Origin of the sequence: Streptomyces sp. WZ.A104 (assembly GCF_002382885.1) — a bacterium.
GTDB lineage: Bacteria > Actinomycetota > Actinomycetes > Streptomycetales > Streptomycetaceae > Streptomyces.
The window spans coordinates 1-15,533 of record NZ_NWVL01000019.1 but is presented as its reverse complement, the minus strand read 5'-3'; the positions used below and the strand labels follow the sequence as shown (position 1 = coordinate 15,533).

At 72.7% G+C, this 15,533-nt stretch carries 10 protein-coding genes; 1 reads left to right on the top strand and 9 read right to left on the bottom strand.

Translation table 11 applies throughout. From position 1 onward, the window contains the following. Nucleotides 1-81: 81 nt before the first annotated feature. From CIB93_RS12815 to CIB93_RS12785, 7 genes are all read right to left on the bottom strand, one after another. Nucleotides 82-1,146 (bottom strand): AfsR/SARP family transcriptional regulator, encoded by a 1,065-nt coding sequence (locus tag CIB93_RS12815; RefSeq protein ID WP_096626920.1) that lies wholly within the window; start codon nt 1,144-1,146, stop codon nt 82-84. 126 nt (nt 1,147-1,272) lie between these two features. Further along, nucleotides 1,273-3,390, bottom strand: coding sequence for an MMPL family transporter (locus CIB93_RS12810; protein ID WP_096626919.1), 2,118 nt, complete (start codon nt 3,388-3,390; stop codon nt 1,273-1,275). A gap of 62 nt (nt 3,391-3,452) precedes the next feature. Continuing rightward, on the bottom strand, nt 3,453-5,066 hold the full coding sequence (locus CIB93_RS12805; RefSeq protein ID WP_096626918.1) for a prenyltransferase/squalene oxidase repeat-containing protein: 1,614 nt from the start codon (nt 5,064-5,066) through the stop codon (nt 3,453-3,455). Nucleotides 5,067-5,169: 103 nt separating this feature from the next. Beyond that, on the bottom strand, nt 5,170-6,687 hold the full coding sequence (locus CIB93_RS12800; RefSeq protein WP_096626917.1) for an FAD-binding oxidoreductase: 1,518 nt from the start codon (nt 6,685-6,687) through the stop codon (nt 5,170-5,172). A gap of 58 nt (nt 6,688-6,745) precedes the next feature. After that, nucleotides 6,746-8,527 (bottom strand): FAD-dependent monooxygenase, encoded by a 1,782-nt coding sequence (locus CIB93_RS12795; RefSeq protein WP_096626916.1) that lies wholly within the window; start codon nt 8,525-8,527, stop codon nt 6,746-6,748. A gap of 80 nt (nt 8,528-8,607) precedes the next feature. Then, entirely contained in the window at nt 8,608-9,540 is a 933-nt protein-coding gene (locus CIB93_RS12790) for an aromatic prenyltransferase (RefSeq protein WP_096626915.1), read from the bottom strand. Between the two features lie 91 nt (nt 9,541-9,631). Continuing rightward, a complete protein-coding gene (locus CIB93_RS12785) occupies nt 9,632-11,506 on the bottom strand; it encodes an AfsR/SARP family transcriptional regulator (RefSeq protein ID WP_257002160.1) in 1,875 nt (624 codons plus the stop codon). A 221-nt stretch (nt 11,507-11,727) separates the two neighbouring features. On the opposite strand from CIB93_RS12785, the gene CIB93_RS37885 reads away from it, so the two are divergent. Beyond that, entirely contained in the window at nt 11,728-11,895 is a 168-nt protein-coding gene (locus CIB93_RS37885) for a hypothetical protein (RefSeq protein ID WP_179500082.1), read from the top strand. Nucleotides 11,896-11,907: 12 nt separating this feature from the next. Here CIB93_RS37885 and CIB93_RS12780 read toward each other — a convergent pair whose 3' ends face one another. After that, nucleotides 11,908-14,940: a BTAD domain-containing putative transcriptional regulator gene (locus tag CIB93_RS12780; RefSeq protein ID WP_096626914.1), complete on the bottom strand. Its 3,033-nt coding sequence runs from the start codon at nt 14,938-14,940 to the stop codon at nt 11,908-11,910. Between the two features lie 164 nt (nt 14,941-15,104). Further along, nucleotides 15,105-15,533 (bottom strand): hypothetical protein (locus CIB93_RS37880; RefSeq protein ID WP_218839774.1); only part of this gene is annotated, 429 nt, incomplete at its 5' end.

Here is a 15,533-nt window from a genome sequence, read left to right as displayed (position 1 = left end):
CCGTTCGGGGTCGCCGCGCCAGAGGCTTCCTCGGCAGTGGCCGGGCCAGGGGCTGTCCCGTCGTCCCTGGCGGGACAGCCCTCAGGAGTGTTCGAGTTCCGGCGCCTGACGCAGTATCTCCAGCTCCAGGTGTTGGAGCGCGGGGCTGGAGGAGATGCCCAGCTCCTCCACCATCCGCTTCTGGTGGGCCCGCAGAACCGACAGCGCGTCGGCCTGCCGGCCCGCCCGGTACAGCGCGAGGCTGAGCAGTTCGCAGCCGTACTCGCGCAGCGGATGGGCCTGGGTGAACGCCACCAGTTCGGGCACCGCCATCTCGTGGTTGCCCACCGCGATCAGGGTGGCGCAGCGGCCCTCGATCACCGACAGGCGCAGCTCCTCCAGGCGTACGGCCTCGGGTGCGACGAGCGGGGCCGCGGCCACCTCGGCGTAGGCCTCCCCACGCCACAGGGCCAGGCCCGCTTCGAACGCGTACAGCGCCCGCCTCGGGTCCCCCCGGTCCAGTGCCTGCCAGCCGGCGGTGGCGTTCGTCCAGAAGCGGTGGGCGTCGACCTCGACGGCCCGGCTGTTCAGCAGGTAGCCGCGGCCGCGCGTGCACAGCACCGTCGAGGGGGTGCGCGGTGCGCGGTGCGGTTCGAGGGCTCGGCGCAGATTGGCGATGTAGGCGTGCAGCGAGGTGATCGCGGACTGCGGTGGCCGCCCGTCCCACAGCGCCTCCACCAGGACGTCGACCGAGACCGGCTGGCCCACCTGGCTCACCAGCAGCACCAGCGCCGCGCGCTGCTTGGGCGCGCCCAGGTCCACCCACCGACCGCCGACGGCCGCCTCGACCGGGCCGAGCACGCGGAATTCCACCACGGCGCCCGGTCCGGTGCCGAGACCGCTGCCGAGACCGGTGCCGGTACCGAGACCGGGGCGGCGCGGCGGGTCCGTCGGCTCCGGGGCGGCTCGTGCCGTGAGACCCGGGGCGGCTCGTGCCACGCTGTCCGGGGCCCGGTCGTCCGGGCGTCGGTGGGATGCGGTGTCGAGGTCGAGCGCCCTGCTGACGTACTGCTTGAGCGTCTCGTTGGCTCGCTTCAACTCCCGTACTTCGTACTCCAGTTCGGCTATACGGCGGGAACCATCGCCGTCCGTTCTCGCTGCACTCATAGGTCTGCCCCCGCGAAAGTGTGTCCGGGCCTGCCCCGGACTGTGCATGCGATCGCCGCTGCCACCGGGCCCGCCCGGCACCGCCGCGACAGGCGGCGGTGCCGGGGGCCGGTGGCAGGGGCTGGTTCAACTCCCGCTGTACGCGGGCACCTTGCCGGACTCCTCCGTCTCGGGCTGCCCCAGGCCGTCGGAGCGCCGGAACAGCTTGCTGGGCCACCACATCCAGCGGCCCACGTCCAGGGTCAGCGCGGTGACCAGCACCGAGCGCACCACCAGGGTGTCGAGCAGCACGCCGAACGCCACCGCGAAGCCCAGCTCCACCGCGAACACCAGCGGCAGCGAGGCCATCGCCGCGAAGGTGCCCGCCAGCACCACGCCCGCCGAGGTGATCACACCGCCGGTGGACGACAGTCCGGTCAGCGCGGCGCGCCGGGTGCCGAGCCGCAGCGCGTCCTCGCGGACCCGGGTGACCAGGAAGATGTTGTAGTCGATGCCGAGGGCGACCAGGAACACGAACGCCAGCAGCGGGAACGAGGACTCGGCCCCGGCCAGGCCGAAGATGTGCTCGAACACCAGGCTGCTCACGCCGAGGGCCGCGCCGAACGACAGCAGCACCGTCCCCATCAGCAGCAGCGGCGCGACCACCGCGCGCAGCAGTACACCCAGGATCAGGAGCACCGCGAGCAGCACGATCGGGATGATCACCTTGGAGTCCCGGGCGGCCGCGTTCTGCGTGTCGACCATGATCGCGGTGCTGCCGCCGACCTGGGCGTTCGCGCCATCGACGCCGTGGACCGCGTCCCGGGCCCGCTCGACGGTGCGCATCGCCCCCTCGCTGCTGGGCTCGTCCGCGAGCTGGGCGAGCAGCACCGCTTCGCCGCCCTTGACCACCGGGTCCGCGACGCTGCTGACCCCGGCCACCCCGGCCAGTGCCGTCCGGACCTCGTCGGCCGCCTCGGCCTTGGCCACGACGTAGACGGGGTCGCCGGATCCGGCCGGGAAGTGCTCGGTGCGGATCTCCTCGCCGACCGCCATCTGCGGCTTGTTGGTGAACTGGTCCTTGTTGGAAAGGCCGTTGGCGTCGAGCCCGAGCGCGCCGAGCGACATCAGGCCGAGCACCGCCACGGTTCCCACCCACACCAGCCGGGGACGGCCGGAGATCGCGTTGCCGATCCGGGTCCAGATCGTCTCCTTCTCCTCCGCGACCGCGCCGTGCACCGGCTTGGACGGCCAGAAGATCCACCGGCCGCAGGCGACCAGCAGCGCGGGCATCAGCGTCACCATGGCGAGCAGGCCGACCAGGACTCCGATGGCGCAGGCCGGGCCCATCCCCTTGGTGGAGTTGAGCACGGCGAGCATCAGCAGCATCAGGCTGATCGCGACGGTCGCCGCGCTGGCCACGATCGCCGGGCCCGCCCGGTACAGGGCCTCCGCCATCGCCTCGTGCCGGTCCTCGTGGCGGGCCAGTTCCTCCCGGTAGCGGGAGATCAGCAGGAGTGCGTAGTCGGTGGCGGCACCGAAGATCAGGACGACCAGGATGAAGCTGGTCTGCTTGTTGACGACCAGGCCGGCGTCCTTGGCCAGCAGGTAGATCAGCGCCTGCGCCACCGTCAGGGCGACGCCGACGGTGATCAGCGGCAGCAGGGGCAGTACCGGACTGCGGTAGGTGAGCAGCAGGATCGCGACCACGACCAGCGCGGTGATGGTCGTGAGCGCGCTGTCGCCGCCGCCGAACGCCTTGATCGAGTCGGCTCCGTAGCCCGCCGGTCCCGTGACGTAGAAGTTGAGTCCGTCGGCGTCCTTCTCGCCGACCTCGGCCATCGCGTCGACGACCTTGCCGAGCCCTTCCCAGCCGGTCTTGTCCTTGTGGACCTGGATGACGGTCTGGATGGCCTTGCCGTCCTGGGACCTGACCGGGCCCTGGGCCGGGCCCACGACGTTGTCGATGTCCTGGAAGGCCTGGACGTCAGCCCCCGCCTTGGCCAGGTCCGCGTCGGTGACGCCGCCGGACCGTTCGTAGATCACGATCGCGGGCACGGAGTCGGTGGGCATCAGCTTCTGGGCGCGCTCGACGACGGCGGTGGCCTCCGCGTTGGCGGGCAGCCAGGCCGAGTTGTCGTTCTCCTCCGCCTCGCCGAGCTTCCCGGCGAGCATCAGCGCCGGGACCAGTACGACGGCCCAGAGCGCGATGACGACCCACTTGCCCACCCTTCCGCTGGGCAAGGCGGCCAGTTTTCGCAGCATGTCTGTCTCTCCGTGGTTGGTGTGGGGGTGATCCGTGGTCGGTGTGGGGGTGAATGGTGCGTTCAGAGGTGCAGGACCCGGGCACGGACGTGCCCGAGGGCGAGCAGCACCGGTATGTCGGTGAGGAGCGGGAAGTGGTAGGCGAAGGGGCGCGGGCCGACCATGTCGGGTGGGCCGCCGTAACTGCCGTCGGCCTTCTGCCGGTCGAGCAGCCAGGTCAGGGCGGTGCCGACGGGCCGCGGGTCCTCCGCGTGGCACAGCGTGATGAGTCCGTAGGCGGTGCTGATGTCGTCGCTGGGGTCGCCGGGTTGCATGCCCCAGCCGCCGTCGGCGTTCTGCGTCTCGCGCACCGTCCGGTCGATCCGCGCGGCCATCGCGGCGGTGCGCGGGTCGTTCGGGCCCGCCGTGCAGGCGGCGAGCCGCACCCGGAACAGGCTGTGCAGCCGACTGCGGCTCCAGCCCGGCTCGAAGCCGCCGTCGGCGAGCTGGTGGTCGGCGAGGAAGCCGAGCGCCTTGGCCCGCTGCGGTGCGGTGGCCGGGTGCGGGCCGAGCGCGCAGACCGCGGCGGCCGTCATGCACGGCTCGGACGAAGCGTCCCGGACATAGGTGGGGAAGCCGCCGTCGGCGCCCTGCACGGCCAGCAGTGCGGCCACCCCGTCCCGTACCGTCGCGGCATGCGCGACCGGGTCGACCACCTGGAGGAACTCCAGGGCGCAGGAGGTGTCGTCGACATCGTTCTGCGCGACGATCGGCGACATCGACCAGCCGCCGGTCAGCGCCGCGCCACGGGAGAGCGAGCGCAGCTCGGCCCCGCCCCGCTGCGCGGCGAGCGTCGCAGCCATCCGGCGCAGCAGTGCGGGGTCCGCGCCTGCCGCGTGCAGGGCGAGGCCTCCGGTGGACGTGCACCAGTTGTGCATCTCCAGGACGAACGGGAAGCCGCCGTCGGTACGTTGGTGGCGCAGCAGCGTCGCCAGGCCCCGGCGCACGGTCTCCTCGTGACCGGGCGTACCGGCGAGCGCGTGCAGCACCAGCAGGTGCATCAGCGCGTAGCCCTCCCATACCGTGGCGGCCGGGTCGGTGGCGACCAGGGTGTCCAGGGCGGCGTCGGTGGCCCGGTTCCGTACGCCGAGGGCGGCGGCCAGGATCAGGGTGATGGACGCCTGCTGGACGGCTGCCCAGGAGTGCAGCGGGTCGGTGGGCACCTCGCCGCCGCCCGGCAGTTCGGCGTCGGCGGGCAGGGGGCAGCCGAGCACCGCGAGCACCGCGTAGACCATGAGGCGGCGGCGGGTGGAGATGAAGCCCGGGGCGGCACCGAGTACGCCTGCCGCCAGGGTGGCGACCAGGGCGCTGTCGCCGCCGGGAGCCCGGCCCGCGGCACCGCCGACGGCGAGTGAGGCGAGGACCCGGTCGAGCTCGTCGGGGGACTCCTGGTGGCCGCGCAGATAGGCCAGGAGGCGGTCCCGGGCCGGGGAGACGTCCCCGGCCCGGGTCATCAGCGCGAGGGCGAGCGCGGATTCCAGCACTCTGCTCTCGCACTGTTCCCGTATCGCGCCGTCGTCGTCGGTTCTGCCGCTGACGTACGCCACCAGCCGGTTCGTGGCCCGGGTCACCTCGTTTGGGCGAATCCCGTCGGGCAGCGTCGGCGGGGCCGGACGCGCGCGGTCCGCGATCTTCATGGAGTGCTCCTGTCTCGGCCGGTCCGAACCGGCGGGAATGGCCAGGGATTACGGGAGGGACCCGCTCCGCCGGGAGGAACCCCGTGCGGAGCCGGGTGGCGGATCAGCGGATGCTCTGCGCGAACCGGAAGAATCCGTACCGGTCGTACTTCCGCTTGACCCGGGCCAGCCGCGCGTAGTTCTCGGCGTAGTAGGAGCGCTGCCAGTTCGGCAGGCGCGGGTCGATGAAGTTCTGGTACGTCTCACCGTTGGAGTACGGGTCGATCGTCGCGAAGCCGTCGTCCACGTACTCCCACGCGGCGCTCTTGGCCTCGTCGGAGACCGGCCCGGAGGCGTTCGAGGTGAGGTAGCTGACCGAGAAGAGGCTGTCGCGGTGGACATAGGCGGTGGCGTCGCGGGCCACGGTGTTGGCCCGGCCGCCCAGTGCCGAGATCTGCAACTGGCGCATCTGCCCGGAGAACCGCTTCGAGTCGAACGTCTCCAGGGCCCTGGCCCAGCCCTCACGCGGCATCGTCCGCTCGAACAGACGGCTGCGCCAGGCGCCGAACGCCGGGCGCTGGAGTTTCCCGTCGGGGGAGGTGTCGGCGCGGTGGCACTGCTGGACCGTCAGCTCGGAGCACTGGTACAGCGACATCAGTACCGACTTGTACGGGGCGTTGAACTTCTGCTGGTACACCGGGGGGCGGCCGACCAGCGAGATCAGCCGGGCGATCTCCTCCTGGAACCCCGGGCCGGTGTCCACCGAGCCGAGGAACACCGAGGCGGTCGGCACTCCGCCGGGAGCGGCGTCGGCGAGCGTGACGTTGACACCGCTGCCGACCGTCCACGGGGCGTCGGGCAGCCACCGGGTCCAGCCGTCCAGCATGTCCAGGGCCTGGTCGAAGGTCCACACGAGGTTGATGGCGGCCACATCGGTCAGCGGCGAGGGCGTGACGTCGTAGGACGTGACGATCCCGAAGTTGCCGCCGCCGCCTCCGCGCAACGCCCAGAACAGGTCGCTGTGACGGTTCGCCGAGGCGGTGACGGTGCACCCGTCGGCGAGGACCACCTGCGCCGAGGTCACCTTGTCGGAGGCGATGCCGATGCTGCGGGTGAACAGGCCCATCCCCCCGCCCTGGAAGAACCCGCCCGCCGCGACCGTGGGGCAGTAGCCGCCGGAGATGCCGAGCCCGGCCGGTGCGAGCGTGTCCGTGATGTCGACGAGCTGGGCGCCGGGGCCCATCCGCACGGAACCGTTGCCGAGCTCCACGGAGTTGAGCCCGGAGACGTCGATGACCAGGCCCGGGGTGGTGGAGTAGCCGCCCGCGCTGTGCCCACCGCTGCGCGCGGCGACGGGTATGCCGTAGGCCTCGGCGAAGCGGATGCAGTTGGCCACGTCGGAGGTGGAGACGCAGTAGGCGACCGCCCGCGGGCTGGTGGCGTCGAACTGGACCTGGTAGAGCTGCTTGGCCCGCTGGTAGTCGGCGTCCGACGGGAGCACGAGACGCCCCCGGAGCCGGTCGGCCAGTCGGCTCCACTGGGTGCCGAAGCCGGCCGGCTTCGCCTGCGCGGCACCGGACAGCGCCGTCGCGGCGAGCGCGACACCGCCGGCGCCGGTGAGGAAGGACCTTCTGTTGATCATGCTGCTTCTTCCGTGTTCGTGAGGGAGTCCGGGCAGGTGGAGCAGACGTCGTGGGCGGTCACGGGGCCCCGTGGCCCAGGACGAGGGAGAGCACCTCGGTCAGGGCCTGGGCCGGATCGGTCGCGGTGCCCGTGACGCGCCAGGCCACGTGCTGGTCGGGCCGGACGAGGACCGCGCCCGCCCCGTCCGTACCGCGCAGCCGCTGCCAGACGCCGTCGGCGTCGGTGCACTCCGTGCCTTCGCCGCCCGCGCCGATCCGGACCACGGTCACGGGGACGGACAGCTTCTCGGCAGCCACGGCGGCGGCGTCGGCCCAGGCCGCCCCGTCCGCCCCGGTGATCAGCGTGAAGCCGGTGGCGGAGCCGACGAGGTCGTGGGTGGAGACCCGGCGGCCGTCCCGCTCGACCCAGGCGTGCGGCAGCAGATGTCCCGGCCGGGTCGTCGGCCGGTACACATCGCCCAGCGGCGAGCGGGCCGGCGGGTGACTGCCGTCCGGAACTACCGCGCCCTGCTCGTAGGCGAAGCCGGTCTCCACGTCGAGTGCCTGGCACTCGCCGCGGTGGGTGGCGAAGATCTCCGCGGCCCGGGCGCGCTGGGCGGCCCCGACCGGGGTCGGCGAGAAGTACGAGAAGAACACCGGGGTGCGGCGCTCCGGCGGCACGTGCGGGCCGAGGCCGACGGCGGCGTCGATGACGACCTGGTGGTGCGCGGCGGCGGACATGGCCCAGCCCAGGTTGTACTGCCCGACGGGCCGGCGCTCGGCCTCGTAGGTGTCGAGCAGGCCCTCGCCCGCCCGGCCCGAGAGCACGGCGGCGAGCTTCCAGGCGAGGTTGTGCGCGTCCTGGATGCCGCTGTTGAGGCCGAGTCCGACGGCAGGCGGCTGGCGGTGGGCGGCGTCGCCGACGAGGAACGCCCGGCCGTGGCGGTAGCGCTCGGCGAGCACGGCCTCCACGGTCCAGCTGGTCACCTCGTGCAGGGTCAGCTCCAGTTCGGGCAGGCCCAGCACCTCGCGGATGCGGCCGGTCACCGCTTCGTCGTCGTCGCGGTCGATCCCGGCGAGCGGCAGGTGCAGGCCCCACTCCTCGCAGTGCTTGCCCCAGGTCGGGCCCATCTCGATGAGGGCGCTGGACAGGTCGGCGCGGTAGGGGTTGAGGAACCAGGTGATGACCGAGCCCTCGGTCCACCACGGCGACAGATCGGCGGAGAAGTAGGCGGTGGTGGCGTCGAACAGGGCGGGCAGCCCCTCCATACGGATGCCGAGGGCGGGGCCCACCGTGCGGCCGGCGTCCGCCGCGATCACGTACTGCGCGTGGACCGTGGTGGTCTCGCCGTTCTCGGTGGAGCGGATCTCGGCGGTGACGCTCCCGCCGTCCTCGTCCTCGGTGAGCGAGATCAGCTCGTGGCCGAACCGGACGCGCCCGGGGTTGCGCTCCTCCGCATGGCGGCGCAGCACCGGTTCCAGGCGCAGCTGCGGCAGCTTGGCGGGCAGCACGGGTCCCGCCGCTTCGTACGCCTCGCGCAGTCCGCCGCCGCCGAAGCCGTCCATCTCGTGGATGACCCGCCCGTCCAGCGGGCCGTCGCCGGTGAGAGTGGTCTGCCAGCGGACCTTGCCGAACTGCTCGGGGGACGCCGCCGGTTCGGTGACGTCGTCCGCCAGGCCGTACTGGCGGAAGATCTCCATGGTCCGCTGGTTGAGGTAGTGCGCCTTCGGCAGGCGCGAGGTGTCGTCGCGGCGCTCGACCAGCAGGTGGTCGACGCCGTGGCCGGACAGGAAGACGGAGGCGGCCAGGCCGGATCCGCCACCGCCGACGATCAGTACCGGGACTTCTACGGTGCTCAAGGTGCGTCCTTCCAGAGGAAGTCGAGGAGGAAGAGGGAGAGATAGGGAGAGGGAAGAGGGGGCAGTGGAGGGAGGCGGGCTCACACCGGGTCCGCGAGGGACCCTTCGGGGAGCTGCATGATCTCCGGCACGCCGGCGCCCCACCGGTAGTAGGACTGGAGCTTGTAGTACTCGCCGTCCGGCTGGGAGGCGACCGCGTAGACGAACCGCGTGTGCGGATCGGCCCGTTGCACGTGCTGTACGAACAGCCGGATGCGCTCGTCGAGTTCGACGGGCAGGGAGGCCGGGTCGGTCGTCGCCACGGCGAAGCAGATCCGTGTGATGGCCGGCGAGTCCCAGTCGAGGGTCACGTAGACGCCGAAGGCCTCGCGGCCGAGCCGGAGCATCTGCTCGCTGGGTTCGGCCTGGTCGACCTCGCGGAGCATGGCCCGCACGGACTCGGGGGCGATGCCCCCGGCTGGCGGCTCGCCGAAGTAGATGTTGACGGTGCGGTTGCGGTAGTCGATGCCGAGCAGGCCCACGGTGTCGCCCAGGCCGTGCCGGTCGAAGAAGTCGAGGCTCCGGCCGAGGGCGGGCGGCATCGACGGGAGCTCGGCGAGCTTCGCGACGTCCTGGAGAGCGGTGCGGGGCAGCACCACCCAGATCTTCTTGAACCCGCCCACAACGCCGAAGTCGATGCCGTATCCGTCGACGGGGCAGGTGTCGTGCACCTCCGAGAGCAGCCTGGACACCGGGTGGTCCGTCGTCTCCAGCAGACCGTTCTCCAGGGCGAGCCGGTACGGGTCGCTGTCCTGTGGCACGGTGAACCGGCAGTCCAGCTCACCCGCGCGGCTTGCGCCGGTGGATACCCGGAACGCGATCAGGGCCTCGGGAAGATCTCCTCCGTACAGGTCCAGGATGCGCAGTACGTCCTCGCGTTCGTACCGCACCTCCAGCAGTCCGGCCGCCTCCTCGATGGCCGAGGAGAGGGCCTGTGCCGCGTACTGGCGAGTGATCGGGGCCGCCTCACTCATGGCAGTCACCATCCTTGGGCTTCATCGCGGCCACCCTCGGCCGCGTCTTGAACAGGGCTGTCGCCGGACTTGCCGTCGGCCTGACGCGGGCTCACCGGGGCAGCTCGCGCCGGGGCGTGGTGTCCGCGTACAGCAGGACCAGCGAGTGGAAGCGGTAGCGGCCCTCGCCGAGGTGGCCGTCGGGCTCGGCGAGGAGCAGGCTGCCGTCGACCAGTTCTTCCAGGGCGTGTTCCGCCTGGGCCTCGGTCAGGCCGGTCAGCTCGCCCGCGAGCCGGGCGGTGAAGGGGCCCGGCCCCACCGCGGCGAGCCAGGGCACCAGGGCGGCGGTGGCCGGGCTCAGCCGGGTGAGGGCCCGGCCGAGCGTGCGGGCCAGGTCGAGCCTTCCGTAGCTCAGGGCGGCAAGCCGGGTGCGGGGGTCGGCCAGCCGGTCCGCGAACCGGGCGATGGTCCGGTGCGGGCGGGCGGCGAGCCGGGCGGCCGCGATCCGCAGCGCGAGTGGCAGTCCGGCGCAGTGGCGGACCAGGTCCCGGACGGCCCCGGGCTCGGCGCCGGTCCGCTCGGCCCCGACGGTTTCGGCGAGCAGCGCGGCGGCGTCAACGTCGCCCAGGGGTCCGAGTCCGACGGTATGGGCGGCGGGCACGCACGCGGGCCGCCCCCGGCTGGTGACGAGCAGCGCGCTGTCCGGTCCGGCGGGCAGCAGCCCGGTCAGCTGTACGTCGCTGGACGCGTCGTCCAGGACCACGAGCAGCCGGGCGTCGGCGGTCCGGGCCCGGTAGCGGACGACCAGTTCGTTCAGGCCGTGGCGGGTCGTCAGTCCGTTGCGGTCCGTGGTCCGTTCGGCGCTTCCGGCCTCGCCGAGCGCGGCGAGGATGTCGCCGAGGACGGCGCCGGGCGGCCGGGCGGCCCCGTCGGCGTCGTGGAGTTCGGCGTGCACCACACCGTCCGGGAACGCCTCGGCGCAGCCGTGGGCCACTTCGGCGGCCAGGGCCGTCTTTCCGCTGCCCGGCATCCCGGTGACCAGCGCCGCCCTGAGCCGGGCGGCGGGGTCCGAGGGTCGGCTCAGCAGCAGGGATCTGAGCCGGGCCGCCTCGGCGGTGCGCCCGGTGAACGCGGCGGCCCGGGCGGGCAGCAGCACGGGCGGCCGCCGCGGCGGAACGCCGGGGCCCTCGCCCCGCAGCATCCGCAGATAGGCCGTGCTGAGCCGTCGCCCGGGCACGACACCCAGCTGTTCGTCGAGGATGCGCCGCCCCTCGCCGTAGACCTGGACGGCCTCGGCCTGCCGGTCGGAGCGGTGCAGGGCGGTGATCAGGTGGGCGCGGAGGTTCTCGTCCATGGGGAAGCGGGCCACCAGGGAGAGGAGTTCGGGCACCAGTGAGCGGTGGCGGCCGAGCGACAGGTCCGCCTCGATCCGGCGCTCCAGCGCCTGCGCCCGCAGGAATTCCAGCCGCGGCCGCTCGAACTGGAGAAGATGCTCGGTCACGTTTTCCAGGGCGTGGCCGCTCCAGCAGTCGAGCGCACCGCCGAGCAGTCTGCCCGCTTCTTCGTGGCGGCCCTCTTCCAGGGCCTGACGGCCGAGCCGGTCGAGCCGTTCGAAGGAGAAGAGATCGACTTCGGCCGCACGAACGTCGAGAACGTAGCCCGGCCCTTTCCGGAATATCTCCACCCGGTTTCCGAGTGTCTTTCTGAGCCGGGAAACGTAGGTGTAGATCTGCGCGTTCGAGGTGGGCGGCGGCGCGTCGCCCCACAGGGCGGCGCTCAGCCGGCTGTCGGCCACCAGAGCACCGCGGGCGAGCAGCAGCACCGCGAGCACGGTGTGGATCTTCGTGCCGGAGAGCGGGACCGGAGCGCCCTCCCGGGTCGCGGAGACCGGGCCCAGCAGCCGGAAGGCCAACGCCCCCGGGGCATCGGTTTCGACGGCTCCCGCATCGACTCCCTCGGCGGCTCCCTCGGCGGGCAGGAAAGCCACACCAGCAGACTTCACCACAGCGCATCTCCGTCCCGCGGACCCTCGGCGAATCCATCGCCGGAAATCTATGCGCGGGCACTTTCAGCGCGTTATCGGCACGATTTCGAGTGCGCGAAATGGCCGGGACATCGAATCAAAAGCATATGCCTCCTATGATGCTTACAGAAACCTCGTCAGGGAGTTTCTTCCAGCATTACCGGCCACCATGAGGAGAATCGTTCATGCGTAAGCCCCGTACCTCGGTCGCACGTGCGCTCGCCGGCACCGCGCTCCTCCTGCTTCTTCCCCTGCTGGCCGCCATGGGCGCCGAGCAGAACACGGGCGACCTGCCGTGGACCGAGGTCAGGGCCCACGTCACCACCGCGGACGACGACCTGCCCTGGACGTGACCCGCAGGCGGGTCAGCCGTCGGCGAGCAGGCAGACCAGGACCGAGCCCTCGATGGGGCGGACGGTGTCGTGGGACTCCAGAACCTCGCGCAGCCGCCCCGCCCGCCGTGCCCACATCGTCGCGTTGAAGGTGCGGAACTCCTCCTGGGCCCAGTCCAGCGGCTCACCCGCCCCGGCGGTCCCGCGGATCGCCTCGGCGCAGGCGAGATGGATGACGATCCGTGCCTGGAGGAACCGGTCGCCCACCTCCTCGGCGAGCCGCAGCGCCCGCAGCAGGCTGGCGCGGGCGCGGTGCGGCTCGTTCTGCCGCCACTGCGCCTCACCGAGGGCGCACAAACCGTGGGCCTCGCCGAGCCGGTCGCCCTGGCCGCGGGCGAGACCCACCACGTCGTGGCAGATCCGCTCCGCCTGTGCCGACCGGCCCGTACCGAGCAGGGCCTCGGCCAGCCGGTAGAGGTTCTGGGTACGGCTGCGCAGCGACCCGGCCTCGTAACTGACCTCGATGGCCTGGTTGCTCAGCTCGACGCCGCGCTCGGGGTTGCCCTGCTCGATCTCCATCTGGGCGAGCAGCCCCAGCGCGTGGGAGAGGCCCGAGTAGTCCCCGGCCCTTCGGAACAGCACCAGGGATTCCTCGCAGTAGCGGGCCGCCTCGGCGATGTCCCCGAAGAAGCGGGCGCACACCGCGAGGTTGCGCCGCGCGATCGCCCGGCCCTGGGTGTCGTCCGTCCGCTCCAGGTGGACCAGGGCGGTGAGCAGCCGCTCCCGCGCCTCCTCGTAGCGGCGCTGGTAGATGGCGAGCGTCCCCAGGGAGCGGAGCATCGTGCCCGCGCCTCGCGTGTGGCCCGCGCGCCGGGCGCCTTCGAGGGCACATTCGGCGGTGCGCCGCCAGTCCTCCAGGTAGTTGCGGGTCTCGTAGAACGGAACGGTCCCGACAACCAGGAGCCAGGCGCGGCCCGCCTGCCCGTCGCGGACCGCCTGCGCCACCAGGGCGCCCAGCGTCTCCCGCTCACCCTCGAACCACTCGATGGGGTCGGCGACGAGTTCACTGACCGTCTCCCCCGGTACGGGCTCGATGTACGCCGGGCTCTCCTGCGGGGCCTCGCCCCTGCCGTACAGCTGTTCCTGGGCGGCGTACACCAGCGTCAGCACGGCGGCCATGACCCGCTCCAGAACCTGATCGCGCTCCTGCGGGCTGTCCTCGGCCAGGCAGCGTTCCCGGGCGAACAGCCGCAGCGGGTCCTGGAAGCGGAAGCGGGTCCCGCCGCCGTGTGCGGGGCGGGCCTCCAGGAGCTGGGCCTTGACGAGCTGGTGCAGCAGCTCCTCGGAGGCGGCCGGGGTGACGCCGAGGACGGGGGCGCCGATCCAGGCGGGGACGTCGGGCACCTCCAGCATGCTCAGCTGCCGGTAGAAGCGTGCGGCCTGCACCGACAGGGCACGGTAGCCGAGCCAGACGCCCGAACGCAGCCCGCTCTCACCCGGGTTGAGCACACCGATGCGCTCACGGCGGTCCTCCATCCGCGCCGCCATCTGGCCCAGCGACCACCGATGGTCGGAGAGCAGGCGGGTGGCGACGACCCGCAGCGCCAGCGGAAGCCGGTCGCACAGGTCCACCAGGCGCTCGGCCGCGACCGGTTCGGCCGTCACCCGGTGCTCGCCGATCGTGGCGGCGAGCAGGTCCAGGCTCTCGGCCGCGCTCATGGCGCCCAGCTCGACCCGGGCCACGGCGAGCGTCCCGGCGAGCCCGTGCAGCGGGTCACGGCTGGTGACCACGGCCCGGACGGAGCCGCGGCCGGGCAGCAGCGGACGGATCTGTTCAACGGAGCGGGCGTTGTCGAGGACGACGAGCAGCCGTCTGCCGTCCAGGATTCCGCGGTAGAGCGCGGCCCGGTCCTCCAGGCTCTCGGGGATCGAGGTGCCGGGCACACCGAGCGCGCGCAGCGCCCGGTCGAGGGCCGCCTGCGGTGTTCCGGGGCAGCCGTGGCCGTGCGCCTGGAGGTCCAGGTAGAGCTGGCCGTCGGGGAAACGTCCGGCGACCCGGTCGGCCCAGTGCAGGGCGAGCGCGCTCTTGCCGACCCCGGCGGGACCGCAGATGGCGGCGACGCCGGCCGTCGGGCCGCCGGAGTAGCCGGGCCCCGGCGGCACGATCCGCCGCAGCAGCTCCAGTTCGCCCTCCCGTCCGACGAACGGCTCGGGAGGTAAGGGCAGTTGACGGGGAACGAGGTCGAGTACGGCACTGGGAGCGGCGTCGGGAGCCACGGCGTCCGGCACGACGGCGGTCCGCATCAGGGCCCGCCCGTCGCCCGCCAGCACCGTACGGTGCAGTTCCCGCAGTTCGGCGCCCGGTTCGACGCCCAGCTCCTCGACGAGGACGCGGCGCCCTTCGCGATAGCAGTCCAGCGCTTCGGAGCGGCGGCCCGAGAGGTGGTAGGCCTGCATCAGGACGGCCCGGGCGTGCTCGCGCAGCGGGTGTTCGGCGACGACCGGGCCCAGGCTCTCCACCACCGACCGATAGCGGCCCTGCTGGAGCTGGACGGCGGCGTACTCCTCGGCCAGGTCGATGCGCAGCTCGGAGATCCGGCCCACGGTGCCGCTCAGCGCGCTGCCGTCGAGGCCGTCGAGGACCGGGCCCGACCACAGGGCGAGGGCGTCCTCGAAGCGGGCCGCCGCCTCGCTCGCGTCTCCCGCCTCGACGGCGGAGCGGGCAGCGGCGGCCGACTCGTACAGGTCGGCCACATCGACGTAATGACCCTCCCGGTGCAGCACATAGCCGGGCAGCAGCGTCTCGATGAGGCCGCTGACGCCCGCTTCGTCGCGGAACGTCTTGCGCAGCGCGGAGACGCAGATGGCGATCTGGTTGCGGGCGGTGGCGGGCGGGTCGCTGTGCCAGACGGCGTCCGCGAGCGCGTCCACGGAGACGGCGCGGCCCGGGGTGAGCAGCAGCACGGCGAGCACCGTACGCTGCCGGGCGCTGCGCAGCAGCAGCGGACGACCGTCAACGCTCACCTTGAGCGGGCCCAGCACCTGGAATGACAACCGGGGCGTCACACCGCCTCCTTCCAGGACCGCACGCCCCGCCCCCCGCGAAGACACTGCGAAGACATTGTGTGAAGCAGGCCTGGCCCTGACAACACAATTCTCTACCAACTCACGCTACGTGCCTGCCCCTTCTCCGCTCCCCCCAGGAGCGAGCCCCCTCCTGTCACGTTCCGTCACCGCCTGTCCAGGGGGTTCTCCGTCATCTGGCGTATGCCCCTCAGCCGGGCCTCGACCGCCTCGCTCAGCCGGTCACCGGACCGGCTGTTGGCCAGCACGACCAGGCCGGGGCCCGTGCGCGGGCGGAGCACCGACCTGGCGTAGTGACCGGCCAGGGCCGCCGTCTGCCCGAACTCAACGCCGGAGCGGTGGGCGTCGAGCATCGCGGCGAGGCCGTGGAGCGGGCGAGGACCCGGGGCCCGCAGGCGGGCCGCGGTGTCACGGCCGACCAGCGCGAGCGGAGCGCCCAGCGCGCAGCGCCCGATCTCGATCGCCACGGCGGCCAGGTCGGCCGCCGTGGTCCACAGCTCGACCGGGTCCGCGGCCCGGTGCCCGCCGTCGAGCGCCCGCCCGGCGGCGTCGTGGCCCGCGCGCGCCGCCCGGGC